Origin of the sequence: Pseudomonas sp. TH10, assembly GCF_016651255.1 — a bacterium.
GTDB lineage: Bacteria > Pseudomonadota > Gammaproteobacteria > Pseudomonadales > Pseudomonadaceae > Aquipseudomonas.
Map to the genome: position 1 here is coordinate 1 of NZ_JAEKEG010000038.1, position 18,820 is coordinate 18,820.

Sequence of the window (18,820 nt, forward strand, 5' to 3'; positions counted from 1 at the left end):
GTGCTGTCGTTGTCGGAACTGGTGATCCTGGCGCTGGTGAACCAGCACGGCTCCCAGGCGACGGCGGCATATGGTGCGGTGACGCAGATCGTCAATTACGTGCAGTTTCCGGCGCTGTCGATCGCCATCACCGCCTCGATTCTCGGCGCCCAGGCGATCGGCGCCGGGCGCCTGGAACGCATGGGACCGATCTTGCGCACAGGGTTGTGGATCAACGTAGGCCTGACCGGTGGCCTGGTATTGCTGGGTTACCTGTTGTCGCACTGGTTGCTGGGACTGTTCCTCACGGACGATTCGACCCAGGCGATGGCCGAACACCTGCTGCACATCATGCTCTGGAGCCTGTTGATCTTTGGTTTCCAGGCGATCATCGGCGGCATCATGCGCGCCAGCGGCACGGTGCTGGTGCCGATGGCGATCTCGATCGTCTGCGTGCTGCTGGTGCAATTGCCCGTGGCCTATGCACTGGATACGCAGTTTGGTTTGCAAGGGGTGTGGATGGCGTTTCCGGTGGCGTACCTGGCCATGTTGGCGCTGCAGACGGCGTATTACCGATTCGTCTGGCTGCACCGCCGGATCGAGCGGCTGGTTTAGAAATACATGACGCGGTGATGTGCGTTGGGCGGTAGTCGCGTTAGTGAATGGCAGGGCGTCATCGCTGGCAAGCCAGGCTCCCACAGGGGCCAAGGCGTTCGCGGGGTTGGGCTCGGCACCGATCTGTGGGAGCCCGGCTTGCCGGCGATGGCGATCTCGCGGGCGTCATCGCTGGCAAGCCAGGCTTGGGCAACAGTGGAACAACGCGCGTTTCTTTGCTTTAGTCCATCTACCGCATTCGGCCTTGCAATCGGCAAACCTGGCCCCGACCGGAGAATCACATGACCCGCCGATTCCCGTGTTCCATCGCGTTGGCGATGACTTTTATCATGGGGGCGGTGCCTAGCACACAAGCCGCCGAATACACCCGCGTGAACCCTGCGGCGAGCAAAATCAGCTTCACCTTCAACCAGATGGGCTCCGAGGTCTACGGAACGTTCGGCAGGTTCGAAGCCAGCTTCGAGTTTGACACCGCCAACCCCACGGCAGCCCGCACCCGACTGGTCATCGACATGGCGAGCATCGACGCCGGCAGCAGCGACGCCAACCTCGAACTGCAGAAACCGGCCTGGTTCAACACCCCGGAATTTCCCCAGGGCGTGTTCGAATCGACCCGGGTCACGGACCTGGGCAACAACCGCTATGCCGTGATCGGCAATCTTACAATCAGGGGCCTGACCCGAGAGGTGCAAGTCCAGGTCGAGTTGAAACCGGAAAGTGGCATCGGCCTGTTCAATGGCGAGTTCGTTCTGGACCGCGACCTGTTCCGGATCGGCGAAGGGGAGTGGGCTGACACCGTCGTTTCCAAGGACATCGACATCAAGTTTCGGGTCGTGGCGCCCGAACACTGAGAGCCTGCCCGGGATCTGGCTGATGACGGCAACCATGCTGGCGCATTGCTGGTAACGCTGCGCAGGGTGCGCCTGGTCAGGTCCTGTACCGCAACGCCTCCAACAGCAAAGCAAACGCCGGGGATGCCTGGCGTCGGCTCGGGTAGTAGAGATGGAACCCGGCAAACCAGGGGCTCCAGTCTTCCAGCACGTGTACCAGTCGCCCGGCTGCAACGTGCGGCGCTATCAGGTCTTCGGGAATGTAGCTCAGGCCAAATCCGTCCAGCGCGGCGTCCAGCAACTGGTACACCCCATTGAACGTGACCTGGCCCGATACGCGTACGTTGAGGCTTTCGTGATCCTTTTTGAATTCCCAGGCATACAGGCCGCCATGGGTGGGCAGGCGCAGGTTGTTGCATTGGTGGCCGGTGAGATCGCGCGGTGTCTGCGGAACCTCGCGGTTGGCAAAGTAGGCTGGCGAGCCCACTACCGCCATGCGCATGTCCGGCCCGATTCGGGTGGCGATCATGCCCTGGGCGACATCTTCGCCCAGGCGCACGCCGGCATCAAAACCCTGTGCGGCGATGTCGACGAAGCCATAGTCGCAGCAGACTTCCACCGAAATGTCCGGGTACTTTGCCAGGAAGGGCTTGAGCACCGGCCACAGAATGCAGGCCAGGGCATGGTCCATGGCGTTGATGCGGATATTGCCCGCCGGTGTGTCGCGCAGGTCACTCAGCGCCGCCAGTTCAATCTCTATCTCCTCGAAACGCGGGCCGACCTTTTCCAGCAGGCGCTGGCCGGCCTCGGTGGGCGAGACGCTGCGTGTCGTGCGGGTCAGCAAACGCAGGCCCAGGCGCGCTTCCAGGCCGCGAATGGTGTGGCTCAGCGCCGATTGGGAAACGCCCAGCCTGCCGGCCGCCTTGGTAAAGCTGCGCTCCCTGGCCACTGCCAGGAAGGCGAGCAGATCATTCGCATTTTCCCGCAACATTCATGAGTCCCTCTCATAGGTCTTACCTGATTCTAGCGACTAATCATTGGAGTGCGCAGCCGGTAGATTGAAGATGAATTTAAACGTCTATCGAGGACAGCCATGAAGCACCTTGCAGCCACCGCGCTCTCGCTCTCGCTACTGGCCTTTGATTCCCAGGCTCAGGAGGCTCCCGTGCTGACAGTTACCCCTAACGGTTCCCAACCTTCGGCCCGTGGCCCGGCGGATTGGTTCACTGGCACGGTGCGCGTCGACGCGCCATTCAAGGGTTCTGATGAGGCGCGAGTCAGCGGCGCCACCGTGTCCTTCGAACCGGGTGCGCGCACGGCGTGGCATACGCATCCGCTGGGGCAGACGTTGATCGTGACTGCCGGTGCTGGTTTTGTGCAGGAGTGGGGTCAGCCGGTCAGGGAAATCCGTCCGGGTGATACCGTATGGATTGCGCCGGGTGCCAAGCATTGGCATGGCGCACTGCCGACGACGGCGATGACGCATATTGCGATTGCTGAAGTGCTCGACGGTAACGTCGTGGAGTGGATGGAGCAGGTGAGCGATCAACAGTATCCGCAGTAGCGGGAGCAGGATTTGATGATCCTGTGGGAGAAACCTCCCACAGGGAAGCCGTCAGATCATGGGCGGTAACTGGTCGAGGATTTTGTCCAGGGTGATGGGGTATTCGCGCACTCGTGCCCCGGTTGCATTGTAGATCGCGTTCGCCACCGCAGCACTGACCCCGCACAGCCCCAACTCGCCGACACCCTTGGCTTTCATGGGGAGGACATCGGGTCCATTTCATCGATGAAAATCACCTCCTGATGCGGGATGTCGGCATGTACCGGTACCTCGTAGCCGGCCAGGTCGTGGTTAACGAAAAACCCCACGCGCTTGTCCACCGCCAGCTCTTCCATCAATGCCGCGCCGACCCCCATGGTCATCGCGCCGATCACCTGGCTGCGCGCCGATGTCGGGTTGAGGATGCGTCCCGCCGCGCACACGGCGAGCATGCGCCGCACGCGGGTTTCCCCGGTGGCGCTGTCCACTGCGACCTCGACAAAGTGTGCACCGAAGGTCGATTGCTGGTACTGCTTGCTCAGCCCGGCAAACTCGATCGAATCCTCGGCGACGATTTCACTGGCTTGGGCGGCGCTGCCCAGTGGCACGCTTTTGCCGGCGAAGCGCACTTCGCCCTCGGCAAAGACCGCTTCATCCGGGTTCATGTCCAGGCGCTGCGCGACCGCTTCGCGCAGTTTCACGCACGCGGCGTAGACCCCGGCGGTGGAGCAGTTGGCACCGAACTGACCACCTGAACCGGCAGACACCGGAAAACTCGAGTCGCCCAGTAGCACCACCACTTTGTCCAGCGGCACGCCCATCATCTCTGCGGCTGTCTGGCCAATGATCGTGTAGCTGCCGGTGCCGATGTCGGTCATGTCGGTTTCCACCGTCACCACGCCCTGGTCATTCAGGCGCACCCGTGCCCCGGACTTCACCAGGTTGTTATTGCGAAACGCCACACCTACGCCCATGCCGATCAGCCAGCGCCCCTCACGCTGTGTGCCGGGTTGTGCATGGCGTTTGCTCCAGCCGAACTTCGCCGCACCCGTACGCAGGCATTCAATCAGTTGGCGGGTCGAGTAGGGGCGCTTGGGATTGGTCGGATCGACCTGGGTGTCGTTGCGCACACGAAATTCCACCGGGTCGAGCTTGAGTTTCTCGGCCATCTCGTCCATGGCGATTTCCAACGCCATCAGGCCGGGCGTTTCGCCAGGCGCGCGCATGGCATTGCCTTCGGGCAGGTCAAGGGTCGACAGGCGCATGCTCACCAGGCGATTTTCGCCCGCGTACAGCAGTTTGCTCGGCTGCGCGGCGCGCTCGACCTTGCCACCGGGCAAGTCGCCGGACCAGCCTTCGTGGCCCATGGCGGTGATCTTGCCGTCGGCGGTGGCGCCAATGCGGATGCGCTGGATGGTCGCCGGGCGGTGCGTGGAATTGTTGAACATCATTGGCCGCGCCAACGCCACTTTTACCGGCCGGCCAGACAGGCGCGCACCCAATGCTGCAAGCACTGCGTCGGCACGGATGAACAGTTTGCCGCCGAATCCGCCGCCGATGTAGGGCGATATCAGCCGCACCTTTTCCTTGGGCACCCCGAGGGTGGTGGCCAGGTCGGTGACGGACCAGTCGATCATCTGGTTGGAAGTCCACAGCGTCAGCTGATCGCCCTGCCATGAGGCCATTGACGCAAACGGCTCCATCATCGCGTGGGCCTGATCCGGCGTGGTGTAGGTCTGGTCCAGCTGTACCGGTGCGGCGGCGAAGGCTGCGGCGAAATCACCGTGGCTGACGTCAGCCATCTGGTCCTTGGCCTCTACCGCCGACTCGCGGCTGCGGGCGAGATCGAAGGCGCCCTCAGTGGGCACATAGTGCACCTTGACCCGCTCGGCGGCAGCGCGCGCCTGTTCGAAGGTTTCTGCCACGACCAGGGCGATCGCCTGGTGATAGTGCTGGATATCTGGCCCGGCGAGCAGCTTGGCAGTGTTGTACTTGCCCTGGCCCAGCGTGCCGGCATTTTCTGCGGTGACGATGGCGATCACCCCGGGCGCGGCTTGCGCGTCCGTCAGATCCATCGAGGCAATGCGGCCTTTGGCGATGCCCGAGCCAACGGCCACCCCGTAGGCCTGATTCGGCACGGCGGTATGGTGTTCGTAGGCATAGGGTGCAAGACCGGTGGTCTTGAGGGGCCTTCGATCCGGGGCGTAGGCTTGCCAACCACTTTCATCTGGTCGATGGGGTTGGTTGTGGCGGGGGTGTCGAATTTCATGCTTGGGCCCTCGCTTGCGTCATCACCGAGGCGAGCGTGCGCTCGACCAGTGTCAGCTTGAACGCGTTGTCATGCGTCGGGGTGGCGCCTGCGAGCAGCTTTGCACTAACGGCTGCGGCGCCGTGGTTCATTGATGCCTCGGCCGCTTCGACACGCCAGGGTTTATGCGCCACGCCGCCGAGGGCGACGCGGCCGGAGCCGTCCGGCTGGATTACCACGGCCACCGAGACCAGGGCAAAGGCATAGGAGGCCCGGTCGCGCACCTTCTGGTAAATGTGCGTTCCGCCCAGCGGCGCCGGCAGTGTCACGGCGGTGATCAGTTCGTGGGCGGCGAGGGCGGTTTCGATGTTTGGCGTGTTGCCCGGCAGACGATGGAAGTCCGCAATCGGAATGACCCGCGTGCTGCCGTCGGGGCGCACGGTTTCGACCTGTGCATCGAGGGCGCGCATGGCCACTGCCATGTCGCTGGGGTGTGTGGCAATACAGGCGTCGCTGACGCCGATGACACCCAGCGGGCGACTGAAGCCGCCGATGGCTGCGCAACCGCTGCCGGGCTGGCGCTTATTGCACGCTTGATGAGTGTCGTAGAAGTACGGGCAGCGAGTACGTTGCAGCAGGTTGCCGGCCGTGGTCGCCATGTTGCGCAACTGGCCGGAGGCCCCGGCGAGCAGGGCGCGGGACAGCAAGCCATAGTCCTGGCGGATCCGCGAATCGGCAGCCAGGTCGGTGTTGCGCACCAGTGCGCCGATTCTCAGGCCGCCTTCGGCGGTGGCTTCGATGCGGTCCAGGGCCAGGCCGTTGACGTCGATCAGGTGGGTTGGGGTTTCGATGTCCAGTTTCATCAGGTCCAGCAGGTTGGTGCCGCCGGCAATGAACCTGGAGCCGTCTACCTGGGCGGCCAGCGCGGCAGCTTCGGCAGGGGACTTGGCGCGTAGATAGGTAAAGGGCCTCATGCGCTGGCCTGCGCGACTTCGCTGATAGCGTTGATGATGTTGGAGTACGCGCCGCAGCGGCAGATATTGCCGCTCATGCGCTCCTGGAATTCACTGGCGATCAACTGGGGCGCGGCGGTAAGACTCGCGCTGACGTGGCTGGGAATGCCGTCGCGGATTTCTCCGAGCACCGCCACCGCCGAACAGATCTGCCCGGGTGTGCAGTAACCGCATTGGTAGCCGTCATGCTTGATGAACGCGGCCTGCATCGGGTGCAGTTGGTCCGGCGTGCCAAGACCCTCGATGGTGGTGATGTTCGAACCCTCGTGCATCACCGCCAGGGTCAGGCACGAATTGACGCGCCGCCCATCGGCAAGCACCGTGCACGCGCCGCACTGGCCGTGGTCGCAGCCTTTTTGGTGCCGGTGAGCAAAAGGTGTTCGCGCAATGCATCGAGCAAAGTGGTGCGCGTATCGAGGTCAAGGTTGCGTAACTGGCCGTTGACCGTCAACGACACCGTCGCCTGGATCGGTCGCGCCGCATTGGCGGCGCTGGCCTGGGCACTGATGAAAGGGGGCAACGCCAATGCCGTGGCCGAGACAGCGCCAACAATCAGGAATTTTCGTCGGGATATCGAAAGCGGGTCACGGTCGTCCATTGGTTCGATTCCTGTCAGTGATTCGGCGTGGCCGATGATCGTCTGAAAGACTGACCGCCATAGTGGCAGAATGTTTTTGCGTATATCGGCTATAGACTTATGCGTGGGGCTCATGAATTCGCCGCTTCGTCCTTCGGCGGTCACCCGATGCGCACTCTGCGCGTTATCATTACTGCTTCGAGCACCAGCCAGACCCAGAGCCGCACATGTCCCAGATCACCCATTTCAAAACCCCATGCCCAGAGCATCTGACCAGTCAGATTCTGCAGTTGGTCGTCGACAACCTCACTGACATCAGCATGGTCGCGATCCCGCCGAGCAACCTGCTTTACAACGTTTATCAATATGCGATCGGCTATGAAGTGCATCTGTATCTGGAGGCGTTGAACGGCACCAAGGGGTTGCCGTGGAGTTGCTGGTGGCCACTGATGAGGACGACCCGGAGCAGGTCGCTGGTTTCCTGTTATACCTGCCGATCCAGGACGATCCCGATGCCTGTGGCGTCGCGTACATGGCGGTGCAGGCGGATCATCGGCGGCAGGGGATCGCCCGGCGGATGTTGCGCGAGATGGTGGGGCGTTATCCCCACGCCGAACTGACGTGCGCCGTGGCCAAGGTGCCCTGGTTCGAATCGATGGGTTTCCAGGTCGTGGGCGTGCGCGGCACCCAGGTGCTCATGAACACCCGTGACCACAGCAGCGACGGGCTCATGGGGTTATTGGACGTAGGTCCCATCTACAGCTCGCTGGAGGTTCGGCAGATTCATACTTACCTGCTGCAAAAGCATGGCAAGCGGGCGATGGTCGATGCCGAAAAACAGCGCGATCGGCACCTGGATCAGCTCACCCACAAAGCCCACGAGTTCGTTCGCGGGCGGGGTGACGGCGCTATTTAGCCGCGGGCAGCTTGAGGTGCGCGCACAGGCCGCCGCCTTCTCGATTGCTCAGGGTCAAGGACCCGCCCAGCGCCAGCGCCAACTGCTGGGCGATCGCCAGGCCCAGGCCCGTCCCGCCGGTGCTGCGGTTACGCGAGTTTTCCACTCGATAGAAGGGCTCCAGCACTTGGGCCAGTTCTTCCTCGGCGATACCGGGGCCGCGATCCATCACCTTGATCGACAGGCTGCCATCGGCCTGTGTCGCGACGTGCAGCTGCGCGGCGCCGGCGAACTTGAGGGCGTTGTCGGTCAGGTTGACCACTACCCGGCGCAGCGCATGGGGCCGGGTGTCGATCACCGCGTCGGTCTTGCCTTCCAGGGACACGTCCTTGCCCATGTCCTGATAGTCGAACACCAGGCTGTCGAGGAACGAATCGAGGTGGGTCCGGCAGACTTCCTCGGTGGCGCCGTGCACGCTGCGTGCATAGGCCACGCCCTCGCGCACCAGGTGCTCGATCTCGCCGAGGTCGCTCCACAGCTTGTCCTTCTCGCTGGAGTCGTCCATGAATTCGGCGCGCAGTTTCATCCGGGTGATGGGGGTTTGCAGGTCATGGGAAATCGCCGCCAGCAGTTGCATGCGTTCTTTGAGGTACGCCGCAATTCGCGCCTGCATCGCATTGAACGCCTTGGCCGCATGGGCGACTTCGGTAGGACCTTTCTCGTCCAGGTGCACCGGTCGCGCATTGGGGTCGAGGGTTTCTACCGCTTGGGCGAGGCGGGTGAGGGGGCGGATGGCGATCCTCACGGCCAGCCAGGTGCACAGGATCAACAGCGCCAGTTGCCCCAGCAGCACCGCAGGCAGCCACGGCGACAAGGGCGCCATTGCCGGACGGACGTCGATGGTCAACGGACTGCCATCGGCCAGTTTCAGGTGCACCTGGAAATGCTTTCGCTCACCCGGAATGTCGGTGTAGGTCATCGGGTAGTCCTTGCCGATGGCTTCCTTGATCGAGGTCATTGCCATCGGCGAATCAGTCATGGGCACCCCGGCAGTTCCTTCGTTGAGCAGGTAGCCGTAGTTGGCCCGATTCAGCTGTTGCAGCCAGCTGGCCCGCTCATTGGCAGGCAGGCGGTCGAGGATCGCGATTGAGGTCGACACGTCGGTTTCCAGATTGCCGAGCATGGTGTTTTTCGCGCTTTCGTAGCGCTCGTAATACTGCACGCCGAAGGACAGCGCCTGCGCCAGGATCAGCCCGACCAGGAAAATCAGTGAAAGACGCGAGGCGAGGGTGCGTGGCCAGCGCAGCGAGAAATTCATGAGGGTGCCCCGATGACTTCCACTGCCAGGGAGAACACGTAGCCCTCGCTGCGCACGGTCTTGATGTACGCCGGCTCCCGGGCATCGTCCAGCAGGCGCTGGCGCAAACGGCTGACCAGCAGATCGATGGAACGGTCGAACAGGTCGGCGTCGCGGCCCTGGGTCAGGTTCAGCAGCTGATCGCGGTTGAGCACGCGCTGCGGATGGTCGAGGAACACCCGCAGCAAACGGTACTCGGCGCCACTGAGCGCAACCATGGTGCCGTCTTCGTCCAGCAGGTGCCTGGCCGAGGTGTCCAGGCGCCAGCGCCCGAAGGCCAGCAGGCGCCCGCTTTCGGTAACCACCAGGTTCGGCGGCAGCATTCGTGTGCGGCGCAGCACGGCGCTGATGCGCGCGAGCAGTTCCCGGGCGGCGAAGGGTTTGACCAGGTAATCATCGGCACCCATTTCCAGGCCAATGATACGGTCGGTCTCGTCACTGCGGGCGGTGAGCATCAATACCGGGGTGGCCTTGTGTTTGCCGGCGCGAAGTTCGCGGCACAGCAGCAGGCCATCGTCCCCCGGCATCATGATGTCCAGGACGATGAGGTCCACTGGCGTGGATTCGAGAAAGGCGCGCATTTGTCGGCCGTCGGCGACCACCGTGGTGCGCAGCCCGTTCTTTTTCAGGTAATTGCCGACCAGCTCGCGAATCTCGCGGTCATCGTCAACGATGAGAATGTGATCAACGTGTTCCATGGGGCCGGGCCTCTGTAAACGGGGGATGTCGCGCAGTCTATCGAGCCTTCGCGCGCGTGACTCCTGCCCTTTGTATTGCAGTGTATCTGGCCTTAAGGCGGACACACGCAGACTCAAAAACCGTGTTTTTTCCGGGTTTTGTATCGCTGTGTATCGGGAGGCGGTTCTGATACGTAGCGATTAACCCGCGCCTGTTTCCGACACAGAGGGGATACCTGGCGGGCTTCTAATGAGCTCCATCGAGGCAACCCAAACCGCCTCGGCTCAATACCACGATTGACCCATTGAAGCCTTGAGGAAACCGCCATGAACACCAAAGCCGTCTACGCCGCCTGCCTGTTTGCCGCGCTGAATATCTGCACCTTGTCGGCCCGTGCCGAAGCCACGGTCAAGCCTGAAACCTACACCTACGGCACGCATCTGGACATCAGGAAAGTCATTTCGATGAAACAGGACGCCACGCCGACTTGCGGAATTATCAACGCCCAGCTGACCTACCTCGATTCCCAGGGCGACACCAAGGTCCTGGACTACCGCAAATTTGCTGACGGCTGCAACGACGACAACTGAGTCGCCTGATTGCCTATTACTGATTTTACGAGGATCCGCATCATGAAAAACCTGACCCGTTATCTGACCGCAGTGGCTTTTTCCGTAGCCGGCGCGGCTGCCCATGCCAATGCTGCGGTGGAGCAGAGTAGCTACGCCGGTAGCACCTGTTTTCAACTGACCCCTGTGGAGCACAAGGGTGCAAGCCCGCTGCTGGCCGAAGATGGCTCCAGCCGCACGCCGCAGGGGCAGTTGCTGGAAACCCAGACGGCCTGAACCCAAACACCAATCCCCAATCCCCAATCCCCTGTAGGAGCGAGCTTGCTCGCGATGGTCTAGTGGACACCGTGGGGTGCCAGGCGCCCCGCGTATTCGTTAAAGACCATCGCGAGCAAGCTCGCTCCTACAGGGGCATGAGCCGCTCATTATTCAGGTGATCCCATGTTAATCATCGCTTTCCTGGGCGGTATCCTCACCGTCCTCAGCCCGTGCATCCTCCCGGTCGTGCCGTTCCTGTTCGCCGGCGTTGAACGCAGTCGCACCTCGATCCTGCTGACCCTCGGCGGCATGGTCCTGACCTTCGCCCTGATCTCAAGCCTGGCGGTGGTCAGCAGCGAGTGGGTGGTACAGGCCAGTAACACCGGCCGCCACGTGGCATTGGTGGTGATGGCACTGTTTGCGCTGTCGCTGATTTCCGCGCGCATCGGCGGTTGGCTGGCGCGGCCTTTCGTGCTGCTGGGCAATCGCCTCGATCCCGACACGCGCAAAATGTCCGGCCCCGCAGGCTCGATCATGATCGGCGTGGCCACCGGCCTGCTCTGGGCACCCTGTGCCGGGCCGATTCTCGGGGTGATCCTCACTGGCGCCATGCTGCAAGGCGCGAATGCCGGCACCAGCCTGCTGCTGGTGGCTTATGGGCTGGGCAGCGCGCTGTCGCTGGGTACCCTGATTTTCGCTGGTCGTGGCCTGGTAAACCGTCTCAAAGCATCGATACCGGTCACCGGCTGGTTGCGTCGCGGTGCTGGCGTGGCAGTGCTGGCCGCTGCAGCAGTGATCTCCACCGGTGCCGACAAGACACTGCTGGCTGGCACGTCGTCCGAAGGCATCAGCAGCGTTGAGAAGGGGTTCTGGAAACCGTGCCAAAAGTGCTGGATTACTTCGTCAGCAAGGTCAGGGCCGATACCATGGACAACGCTCAGGGCGCCATGCCATCGCTGGCCGGTGCGGTCCAATGGCTCAACTCGCCGGAACTCAGCGGCGAATCGCTGAAAGGCAAGGTGGTGCTGGTGGATTTCTGGACCTTCGACTGCATCAACTGCCAGCGCACCTTGCCGTACGTGAAAGACTGGGCGAAGAAATATGAGAAAGATGGCCTGGTGGTGATCGGCGTGCATACGCCTGAGTACGGTTTTGAACGCATCATCGATAACGTCCGGGATCAGGTGAAGAAGCTCGGCATCACCTACCCGGTGGCCATCGACAACAACTACGCGATCTGGCGCAATTTCGACAACCAGTACTGGCCCGCGCATTACCTGGTCGATGCCAAGGGGCAGGTACGCTACACCCATTTTGGCGAAGGCGCCTACGACGCGCAGGAGCAGATGATTCAGCAACTGCTGGAGGAGGCCAAGGCGCCCGGAGCCTGATCGGGGCCATTGCCTGACAAGCTGAACCCTGTAGGAGCTGCCGAAGGCTGCGATCTTTTGATCTTTGGCAATTGTGATCCCGCAGAAAATCGAAAGATCGCAGCCTTCGGCAGCTCCTACAGGGTGGGTCTCGCCGGAGGGCAACAGTCTCACAGCCGCTGCTGCACAGTCCCTGCCTGGCAGCGGCGCCAGGCCGCCGGCGGTGAGCCGAACTCGCGCCGGAATGCGCGGCTGAAGGCGGTGTCCGTCTGATACCCGACTTCCTCGGCAATGCGCGTCAGTGAACTGTTGCTGCGGCTCAGCAGATTGGCCGCCAGCAGCATTCGCCATTGCGTCAGGTATTGCATCGGCGAGCTGCCGACCAATTGCTGGAAACGCTCGGCCAGCACCGACCTTGAGGTGCCGGCGGTGCGGGCCAGCTCCTCCAGGGTCCAGGCGTTCGCAGGGCTTTTGTGCAGGGCGTTCAGGGCGGCGCCGACAATCCGGTCGCCAACTCCCGCCAGCCACCCCGTGCGGCCCTCACCGTGTTCGTTCATGTACAAGCGCAGCACTTCGATGAACAGCACTTCGGCCAGTTTCGCCAGCACGCCTTCGCCTCCGGGCCTGGGGGAGCGGGCTTCGGTCAGCGCGTAACGCACCGAGGACTCAAGCCATAGCCCGGCGTCCGAGCCGCGAACATTGACCCGCACGATGGCGGGCAAGCCGGTCAAGAGCATGCCCGCCAGCCGCGCATCACACGCCAGATAACCGCACACCAGGCGTGTGACGACGCCGCCTCCGCCATAGCTCAATTGCCGTGGACGACGCGCCAGCACTGCGTCCAGGCGCGCTCCTGTAGCAGGGGGCAGGCCCGGGCTCGAGCACATGCGATGGGCATCGCCCTGGGGAAATACCACCACATCGCCCGCGGTCAGCAGCAACGGCGGATCGTCACCGAGTTCGACGTAGCACTCGCCTTCGGTAATCAGATGAAAGATGACCACCCGTTCGGCACCGGGTTCCAGAAAGGGCGCGGCCGAGTCGGCGCTCGGGGATTGGTAGCACCAGGGGGCGGTAAACCTGGCATTGATAAAAATCGCGCCGATCAGGCGGACGACGCGCAGGGTCTGGGACAGGGCGTCCATGGGGATTTACCCGTGCAGGCGGGGGCCCTTCAGAGTGTGGCCCGATCGCAAGGCAATGGAAAAACTCCGGACGATCGGACAGGCCTGGCCGACGATCGGACAGGACGCCGCCCTGCCGCGGGGCGATAGTTTGCCTGCAGGGCACAAGACCCTGTCCCCATAACAAGAATGAGAGGTTGTCATGCCTAAGTTCGTCATTGAACGGGAGATAGCAGGTGCAGGAGCACTGTCGGAGCGGGATTTGAAAGCAGCGGCGCAAAAGTCTTGCCGGACCTTGCGCGATTTGCCCCAGGTGCAGTGGCAGGAAAGCTACGTCACAGGTGACAAACTCTATTGCGTGTATATCGCACCGGATGAACAGCAGATCCAGGAACACGCCCGGCTGAGCGGTTTTCCGGCTAACCGGATTTCCCAGGTCATGCACGTCATCGATCCCACCACGGCTGAGTAAGCTGGCTGCGTTCCTACCCGCAATGGAGCGGAATTCATGAGTACACCCATTGATCTCACTGCCTTGAAGAACCGTCAGATGGCCGCCTGGGCCAGTGGCGACTACGCCGTGATCGGCACCACCTTGCAGATCGTCGGCGAGCAGTTGGCCGAGGCCTGCGACCTGCTGTGCGATGAGCGCGTGCTGGACGTGGCTGCCGGAAACGGCAATGCCACGCTCGCGGCCGCACGGCGCGGTTGCCTCGTCACTTCCACCGACTATGTGGCCGCATTGCTGGAACGCGGCGAGGACCGCTCGCGGGCAGAGCGCCTGCAAGTCACCTTTCAGGTCGCCGATGCCGAAGCATTGCCCTTTGAAGATGCGAGTTTTGATGCGGTGCTGTCGACCTTCGGTGTGATGTTCACCCCCGATCAATCGAAAGCCGCTGCAGAGCTGGCCCGGGTGTGTCGCCCCGGAGGTCGTATCGGCCTGGCCAACTGGACGCCCGAAGGCTTCGTCGGCCAGGTGTTCAAGACCTTGGGCAAGCACATGCCGCCGCCGCCGGGGGCGCAACCGCCTTCGCAGTGGGGCACCGAGGCCTGGCTGCATACGCACTTCGACGAGCGCAATTTCCTGGTCCAGGTCAGCCGCCGGACCTTCAACTTCCGCTATCGCTCGGCGGCCCATTTCATTGACACGTTTCGCAGCTGGTACGGTCCGGTGCACAAGGCATTCGCCGCGCTCCCTCCCGATGGCGCCGCGGCGCTGGAAGCAGACCTGACCGAGTTGCTCAACCGGATGAACAGGGCGGGCGAGAAATCGCTGGTGGTGCCGAGCGAGTACCTGGAGGTGGTCATCACCCGGCGCTGAACCCCGGGCAGGAACTGCCCCAGGCAGCGATTCTTTGATCTTGAGGCAAAAAAGTCAGGATCAAGAGATCGCAGCCTGTGGCAGCTCCTAGGGTAGCGTGATCATTTGAAAGTTTATTTGTGCCGCGATCCATCAAACCACTCCAGCGCCGTGCGCCAGATACAAATCCCCAGAAAGTACGCCGACATCAGCAGCCACAACCCCATCACCAACGGGTTGATCACCGGATGATTGAGCACCAGCGACAAACTGCATAGCAGCCAGACTGCCGTCACGGCAATGTTGATCGGCATAAAGCGGCGTACACGGAACGGATGCAGAAATTTCATTCGCGTCACGGTCAGTAGCGCCAGGCCAATCACGGTCAGAAAGGTGATCCACGGCCCCGGCCCGATGATGTACAGGCACAGCGCGACCACGTTCCACGCGGCAGGGAAACCGACAAAATAGTTGTCCTTGCTCTTCATATTGACGTTGCAGAAGCAGAACAGCGACGACACCAGAATCAGCGACACGGTCAGCAACAGCGTGTAGTCGGGCAACGGAATGTAGCGATAGATGAACAGTGCCGGAATGAACACGTATGTCAGGTAATCGATCACCAGATCGAGGATCGAGCCGTCGAAACTCGGCAGCACCGATTGCACATTGACCTTGCGCGCCAATGCGCCGTCGAGGCCGTCAACGATCAGCGCCACACCCAGCCACATCAGGCAATGGGTCGGCTGGTTTTCCAGCAGGGCGAGGGTGGCAAGGAAAGCGGTGACCACGCCGGTCGCGGTAAAACCATGGGCGCCCCATGCTTTGAGCCTGGCGATGTGTACGGTCGATATCACAGGGGCGTTCTCCAGAAAGTGATGCATGCCGGTTATCGTCCTTATGGGTAAGGGCGCCGGCAAACCGGGTCGGGGTTGCAGCTATCGACCGAAAATCCGCGAATAAGGTTCACCGTCAGTAAATCTTAGCTGCGTCGCGGGAAAATACATCGGCTAAATCCACGCCGCTGTTGCCCTGATGTCGGCAGCCAGACGGTGGTGGCAGATTGGCCCGCAAGGACTATCGTTTCCTGACCGAAATACATCCCTTAATAAGGACGACGTCATGAACACCAGCGACCTGCTCGAACAACTGCTCCGTGGCCAAGCCTCGCAGCAAACGGGTGCCGCTTCCCCCAAGGGCGGCATCGGCGGTGATCTTGGCGGCCTGTTGGGTGGCGGTCGCGCCGGTTCCAGCATGGGCGGCAGTGGCTTGGGCGGGTTGCTCGGTGGCCTGCTTGGCGGTGGTTCGTCCCTGAGCGGCGCGAACCAGAACCGATCCGGACGCAGTGGTGCCATGAATTACGCGGCCCTGGCCTCGCTCGGCATGATCGCCTTCCAGGCTTATCAGGCCTGGCAGCGCAATCAGGCGTCATCTGCCCCGCAGCAAGCGCCACAGACCGTGAACCTGCTGGCCGGACCGGAAGTCGAGGAACACAGCCACGCTATCTTGCGCGCGCTGATCGCAGCGGCCAAGGCCGATGGCCGGATCGACCCTGCCGAGCACGAGATGATCAGTACAGAAATCGGCCGTCACACCGACGACCCGCAACTGCAACTATGGCTGGACAACGAAGTATCCCGGCCTCTGAATGCTGCCGACGTGGCACAGTCGGCGACGGACCCTGGCATTGCTGCCGAAATGTACCTGGCCAGCGTGATGCTGGTGGACGACCAGCAGGATGCCGAGCGCGCTTATCTCGACGAACTGGCAGCCGCATTGAGCATAGATCCACAGCTGCAAGTGCATCTGGAACAGCAGGCCAAGGGCACTGCATAAGCCATCACGCAAACCCGAATGAGCAGGGTTTGCTGGCGATCACGACGGCAGCGGTCTATCTGGCCGGCCCCATCGCGAGCAAGCTCGCTCCTACAAGGGGCTTGTTTACTCCAGGCCCTGGCCGTCTGTCCGGCCATTTTTAACCTCAATTGAATTTTCTCCCAGGCTCATCGCTCTGCTGCAGTAGAGACGTGTTGATTCAGCGTCCTGCCACTGGCCATAGACCGAGAGATGCGCCCATGACTGCCCTGACAAGACTTGAATCCCGGCCTGCCCACGCAGAGTCGATCCCGGCCGCCGGTAGCCTGAAAAATACCTATGCCCAACTGCTGCTCAACGTCGATGACGCGCAGCGCAAATCCCTGGCGCGGACGTTCCTGGTCGAGCAACTTCAACAGGCCCAAGATCTGCCTGAGGAGATGCCCCGGGACCTGTCTGCCTTGCCAGGGTTCGTGGAACAGCACTGCGCGCAGGTAGCGCGCCAGTACGCCGATTATCTGCAACAACGCAAGGATGGCGGCCCACGTCAGTTTTTCAGCAACAAGGCCCATGCGCTGTTCTTCCTGCAGGCTGTCGGGCCGACCAAACTGGTGGACGGCGCGTGGTTATATGGCTTGCTGAGCCACTGGCGTGACCCGCGGTTCGACGGGCTGATCTGCACCTACCTGGAAGAATTGGGCGACGGCAATCCGGCGCAGAATCACGTCGTGATCTATCGCAAGCTCCTGGCCGAACATGGCCTGGATGACGCCTGCGCGCTGCCCGCCGAGCGATACCTGCAAGGCGCGATTCAGCTGGCGCTGGGCGAGTGCAGCGATGACTTCATGCCTGAAGTCATCGGCTACAACCTCGGTTATGAACAACTGCCGTTGCACCTGCTGATCAGCGCTTATGAACTGAGCGAACTGGGCATCGATCCCTACTATTTCACGCTCCATGTCACCATCGATAACGCCAGCACCGGCCACGCGCATAAAGCCGTGCAGTCGGTGCTGCAGCTGATGCCGCTGGGAGGCGACCGCGAAGAGTTCCTGAGTCGGGTTGCTGCTGGCTATCGACTGAACGATCTGGGGCAGGGCAGTCGCGCGATTATTGAGTCGTTCGACCTTGAGCAAGAGTTGCTGGGCATGCTCGAACGCAAGCGTCTGTTCGGCCAGCACATGCATTCGGACTATTGCCGTTTCGAGGGCAAGACGGTCAATCAGTGGTTGTCTTCACCCGAGCAATTGCCCGGTTTCCTCAGTGCCATGGAAAACAAGGGCTGGATCAAGCGTCACCAGGATCCGCAGGGCAGCCGGTTCTGGCAGATGATTGTGGGCGATGGTGCGGCGATGTTCGGTGTGTTCAGCCCTTATGAGAAACAATTGCTGCATGACTGGATCGCTGGAGACTGGGCGCCCGAGCGGGCCAGGCCGGCACATCGGCGTGTAGTCAGTGCCGCCCGGGTTCCCGAGCTGCCGGTCAGTGACCCTGACGTGCAGTCGCTGCAAGCTTCCCTCGCGGGGCTGGATCCCCATGCACAGATGTCCGTGTTGATCCCGTGGCTGTCAGCCCATCGTCACTCGCACCCGGCGGGATTGCTCGCCACGCGGCGCTACATCGAACTCAAATCCAGCCTGCGCTAGGGAGCTGCACATGAATCAGGAAGAACGACTGGACGCCGACGAACTGGCTCTATTACAGCTGGGAAGACGCCTGCAGGCGGACGGCTATCGTTTTGTCACGCCCACTCCGCTGACCCACCAGCGGGTACTCGACCGCGACGCCACACGCCCGGCAAAAAACCTGCGAGACGTCTACGGCTGGTCGCGGACATTCGAGTCCGGGCTGCTGCCTGCCGATGAACAGCGGCAACTGCAGCAGGCTGGTGTCCTGCAGGACAGCCACGGGCGGCTGAAAAGTCGCGTGCGCTGGTCGAGCCTCGACGATTTGCTCTTTGCGCACTCGGGCTTTCCCACTGAAGCGGCTGATTCGGTATTTTTGGGCCGGACAGTTATCGCTTTGCGCAGCTGATCCACAGCCACCTGCAGCAGAGCTTTACGCCGATTCGCCGTGCCGTGGATATTGGTTGCGGCGCTGGCGTCGGTGCAATCGTGATTGCCCGGGCGCGCCGTGAAGCGCAAGTGCTGGCGGTCGATATCAACCCGGCGGCATTGCGCCTGACCACGGTCAATGCCGCCCTGGCCGAGGTGGCCAATATCACAGTGGAGACCAGCGACGTTCTGCAGGACGTCGACGGCCAGTTTGATCTCATAGTCGCCAATCCGCCGTACATGGCCGACCCCGGTGAGCGCGCATACCGCCATGGCGGTGGTGAGTTCGGCGAGCAGTTGTCGGTGCGCATCGTCGAGCAGGCGCTCAATCGCCTGGCAGCCGGGGCTCGCTGGTACTGTACACGGGGGTGGCCATGGTCGAGGGGCGGGATCCATTCCTCGAGGCCTTGTCACCGCGCCTGGCCTCGCCACTGTTCGCTTGGACTTATCGCGAGATCGATCCCGATGTGTTTGGCGAGGAACTCTTGACTCCGGGTTATCAGCGGGTCGAGCGGATTGCAGTGGTAGCGTTGATCGTCACGCGCATCGGCCCCGGCATCGGGGGCAGCGTTGCAACGGCATCAGGGGAGTGAGC

15 protein-coding genes and 5 pseudogenes are annotated in these 18,820 nt (G+C 62.2%); 12 read left to right on the forward strand and 8 right to left on the reverse strand.

Annotated features, from left to right (window positions below):
* Together JFT80_RS05765 and JFT80_RS05770 are read left to right on the forward strand one after the other, a co-directional pair.
* A partial coding sequence (locus JFT80_RS05765; protein WP_242482808.1) for an MATE family efflux transporter occupies positions 1 to 594 on the forward strand: 594 nt, incomplete at its 5' end.
* Positions 595 to 875: 281 nt separating this feature from the next.
* Positions 876 to 1,445 carry a YceI family protein gene (locus JFT80_RS05770; RefSeq protein ID WP_201147224.1) on the forward strand — a complete coding sequence of 190 codons (570 nt, stop codon included), beginning with the start codon at positions 876 to 878 and terminating at the stop codon, positions 1,443 to 1,445.
* Between the two features lie 76 nt (positions 1,446 to 1,521).
* On the opposite strand, the gene JFT80_RS05775 is transcribed toward JFT80_RS05770, so the two are convergent.
* Entirely contained in the window at positions 1,522 to 2,415 is an 894-nt protein-coding gene (locus tag JFT80_RS05775) for a LysR family transcriptional regulator (protein WP_201147225.1), read from the reverse strand.
* 102 nt (positions 2,416 to 2,517) lie between these two features.
* Between JFT80_RS05775 and JFT80_RS05780 the strand changes: the two genes are divergently transcribed.
* The gene (locus JFT80_RS05780; RefSeq protein WP_201147226.1) at positions 2,518 to 2,988 is read left to right on the forward strand and encodes a cupin domain-containing protein; all 471 of its coding nucleotides are present in this window, start codon (positions 2,518 to 2,520) and stop codon (positions 2,986 to 2,988) included.
* A 51-nt stretch (positions 2,989 to 3,039) separates the two neighbouring features.
* Here JFT80_RS05780 and paoC read toward each other — a convergent pair.
* The 3 genes and pseudogenes from paoC to paoA form a co-directional block, all read right to left on the reverse strand.
* Positions 3,040 to 5,236 (reverse strand): annotated as a pseudogene (gene paoC / locus JFT80_RS05785) (aldehyde oxidoreductase molybdenum-binding subunit PaoC).
* Entirely contained in the window at positions 5,233 to 6,189 is a 957-nt protein-coding gene (locus JFT80_RS05790) for a xanthine dehydrogenase family protein subunit M (protein WP_201147227.1), read from the reverse strand. Before JFT80_RS05790 ends, paoC begins: the two are co-directional and overlap by 4 nt.
* Positions 6,186 to 6,826 (reverse strand): annotated as a pseudogene (gene paoA, locus JFT80_RS05795) (aldehyde dehydrogenase iron-sulfur subunit PaoA). Before paoA ends, JFT80_RS05790 begins: the two are co-directional and overlap by 4 nt.
* Before the next feature lie 206 nt (positions 6,827 to 7,032).
* Between paoA and JFT80_RS05800 the strand changes: the two are divergent.
* Positions 7,033 to 7,721 (forward strand): annotated as a pseudogene (locus JFT80_RS05800) (GNAT family N-acetyltransferase).
* Here JFT80_RS05800 and JFT80_RS05805 read toward each other — a convergent pair.
* Positions 7,714 to 9,018 carry an ATP-binding protein gene (locus JFT80_RS05805; RefSeq protein ID WP_201147228.1) on the reverse strand — a complete coding sequence of 435 codons (1,305 nt, stop codon included), beginning with the start codon at positions 9,016 to 9,018 and terminating at the stop codon, positions 7,714 to 7,716. The pseudogene JFT80_RS05800 and the gene JFT80_RS05805 sit on opposite strands and share 8 nt — an antisense overlap.
* Entirely contained in the window at positions 9,015 to 9,755 is a 741-nt protein-coding gene (locus tag JFT80_RS05810; protein ID WP_045059010.1) for a response regulator, read from the reverse strand. Before JFT80_RS05810 ends, JFT80_RS05805 begins: the two co-directional genes overlap by 4 nt.
* Before the next feature lie 306 nt (positions 9,756 to 10,061).
* Here JFT80_RS05810 and JFT80_RS05815 point away from each other — a divergent pair, with 306 nt between their 5' ends.
* The 3 genes and pseudogenes from JFT80_RS05815 (at position 10,062) to JFT80_RS05825 (ending at position 11,953) form a co-directional block, all read left to right on the forward strand.
* Positions 10,062 to 10,325, forward strand: coding sequence for a DUF2790 domain-containing protein (locus tag JFT80_RS05815; protein WP_122838483.1), 264 nt, complete (start codon positions 10,062 to 10,064; stop codon positions 10,323 to 10,325).
* A 42-nt stretch (positions 10,326 to 10,367) separates the two neighbouring features.
* Positions 10,368 to 10,580: a hypothetical protein gene (locus tag JFT80_RS05820; protein WP_201147229.1), complete on the forward strand. Its 213-nt coding sequence runs from the start codon at positions 10,368 to 10,370 to the stop codon at positions 10,578 to 10,580.
* Positions 10,581 to 10,745: 165 nt separating this feature from the next.
* A pseudogene (locus JFT80_RS05825) lies at positions 10,746 to 11,953 on the forward strand (cytochrome c biogenesis protein DipZ).
* A gap of 149 nt (positions 11,954 to 12,102) precedes the next feature.
* Here JFT80_RS05825 and JFT80_RS05830 read toward each other — a convergent pair.
* Positions 12,103 to 13,077 (reverse strand): AraC family transcriptional regulator, encoded by a 975-nt coding sequence (locus tag JFT80_RS05830; protein ID WP_201147230.1) that lies wholly within the window; start codon positions 13,075 to 13,077, stop codon positions 12,103 to 12,105.
* A gap of 181 nt (positions 13,078 to 13,258) precedes the next feature.
* On the opposite strand from JFT80_RS05830, the gene JFT80_RS05835 reads away from it, so the two are divergent.
* Both JFT80_RS05835 and JFT80_RS05840 read left to right on the forward strand, forming a co-directional pair.
* The gene (locus JFT80_RS05835; protein ID WP_122838488.1) at positions 13,259 to 13,528 is read left to right on the forward strand and encodes a DUF4242 domain-containing protein; all 270 of its coding nucleotides are present in this window, start codon (positions 13,259 to 13,261) and stop codon (positions 13,526 to 13,528) included.
* A 36-nt stretch (positions 13,529 to 13,564) separates the two neighbouring features.
* Positions 13,565 to 14,377 (forward strand): class I SAM-dependent methyltransferase, encoded by an 813-nt coding sequence (locus tag JFT80_RS05840; protein WP_201147231.1) that lies wholly within the window; start codon positions 13,565 to 13,567, stop codon positions 14,375 to 14,377.
* 113 nt (positions 14,378 to 14,490) lie between these two features.
* Here JFT80_RS05840 and pcsA read toward each other — a convergent pair whose 3' ends face one another.
* On the reverse strand, positions 14,491 to 15,213 hold the full coding sequence (gene pcsA / locus JFT80_RS05845) for a phosphatidylcholine synthase (RefSeq protein ID WP_201147232.1): 723 nt from the start codon (positions 15,211 to 15,213) through the stop codon (positions 14,491 to 14,493).
* Between the two features lie 265 nt (positions 15,214 to 15,478).
* Here pcsA and JFT80_RS05850 point away from each other — a divergent pair, with 265 nt between their 5' ends.
* The 3 genes and pseudogenes from JFT80_RS05850 to JFT80_RS05860 all read left to right on the forward strand — a co-directional run bounded on the left by JFT80_RS05850 (position 15,479) and on the right by JFT80_RS05860 (position 18,818).
* Positions 15,479 to 16,192, forward strand: coding sequence for a tellurite resistance TerB family protein (locus JFT80_RS05850; RefSeq protein ID WP_201147233.1), 714 nt, complete (start codon positions 15,479 to 15,481; stop codon positions 16,190 to 16,192).
* A 239-nt stretch (positions 16,193 to 16,431) separates the two neighbouring features.
* Positions 16,432 to 17,817: an iron-containing redox enzyme family protein gene (locus JFT80_RS05855; RefSeq protein WP_201147234.1), complete on the forward strand. Its 1,386-nt coding sequence runs from the start codon at positions 16,432 to 16,434 to the stop codon at positions 17,815 to 17,817.
* A gap of 10 nt (positions 17,818 to 17,827) precedes the next feature.
* Positions 17,828 to 18,818, forward strand: a pseudogene (locus tag JFT80_RS05860) (methyltransferase).
* Positions 18,819 to 18,820: the final 2 nt, after the last annotated feature.